The sequence below is a fragment of the Rhodococcus sp. ENV425 genome (assembly GCF_002887785.1).
Taxonomy (GTDB): domain Bacteria; phylum Actinomycetota; class Actinomycetes; order Mycobacteriales; family Mycobacteriaceae; genus Rhodococcus; species Rhodococcus aetherivorans.
Window position 1 is genome coordinate 1 of the sequence record NZ_PCZU01000083.1, and the last position, 1,047, is coordinate 1,047.

The 1,047-nt window shown below is 73.9% G+C and carries 1 protein-coding gene; it reads left to right on the forward strand.

What is annotated here, in order from left to right:
- Positions 1-2: 2 nt before the first annotated feature.
- On the forward strand, positions 3-1,047 hold a 1,045-nt coding region (locus CQZ88_RS06040; RefSeq protein ID WP_102799393.1), incomplete at its 3' end, for an acetyl-CoA C-acetyltransferase.

Sequence of the window (1,047 nt, forward strand, 5' to 3'; positions counted from 1 at the left end):
TCGTGACCAGTTCTGTCATCGTTGCCGGAGCCCGGACCCCGATGGGGCGTCTGCAGGGCGCCCTGAAGGACCTCTCCGGTTCGGACCTCGGCGGGGTCGCCATCGCCGGTGCCCTCGCCAAGGCCGGGGTGGCCCCGGAGCAGGTCGAGTACGTGATCATGGGTCAGGTGCTCACCGCCGGCGCCGGCCAGATCCCGGCCCGGCAGGCCGCGGTGGCCGCCGGCATCCCGATGGACGTGCCCGCCCTGACCGTGAACAAGGTGTGCCTGTCCGGCATCGACGCGATCGCGCTGGCCGACCAGCTCATCCGCGCCGGCGAGTTCGACATCGTCGTCGCCGGCGGCCAGGAGTCGATGAGCCAGGCCCCGCACCTGCTCGAGCACTCCCGGGCCGGGTTCAAGTACGGCGATGTGACCCTGCGCGACCACATGGCCTTCGACGGGCTGCACGACATCTTCACCGACCAGGCCATGGGCAACCTCACCGAGGCCGCCAACACCGGCACCCGGTTCGTCTCCCGCGCCGAGCAGGACGCCGTCGCCGCCGCCAGCCACCAGCGGGCGGCCCGCGCGCAGAAGGACGGGCTGTTCGACGCGGAGATCGTGCCGGTGTCGATCCCGCAGCGCCGCGGCGAGCCGGTCGTGGTCACCGCCGACGAGGGCATCCGCCCGGAGACCACCGCCGAGTCGCTGGCGGCGCTGCGGCCGGCGTTCGCGAAGGACGGCACCGTCACCGCCGGGTCGGCGTCGCAGATCTCCGACGGGGCGGCCGCGGTGGTGGTGATGAGCCGGGCCAGGGCCGAACAGTTGGGTCTGTCCTGGCTCGCCGAGATCGGCGCGCACGGGGTGGTCGCCGGCCCGGACTCGACGCTGCAGTCCCAGCCGGCCCGGGCGATCGCCAAGGCCTGCGCCCGGGAGGGCCTGGACCCGGCCGGGCTGGACCTGGTGGAGATCAACGAGGCGTTCGCCGCGGTCGGGATCGCCTCCGGCCGCGAGCTGGGGCTGGACCCGGCCCGGATCAACGTCAACGGCGGCGCCATCGCGCTGG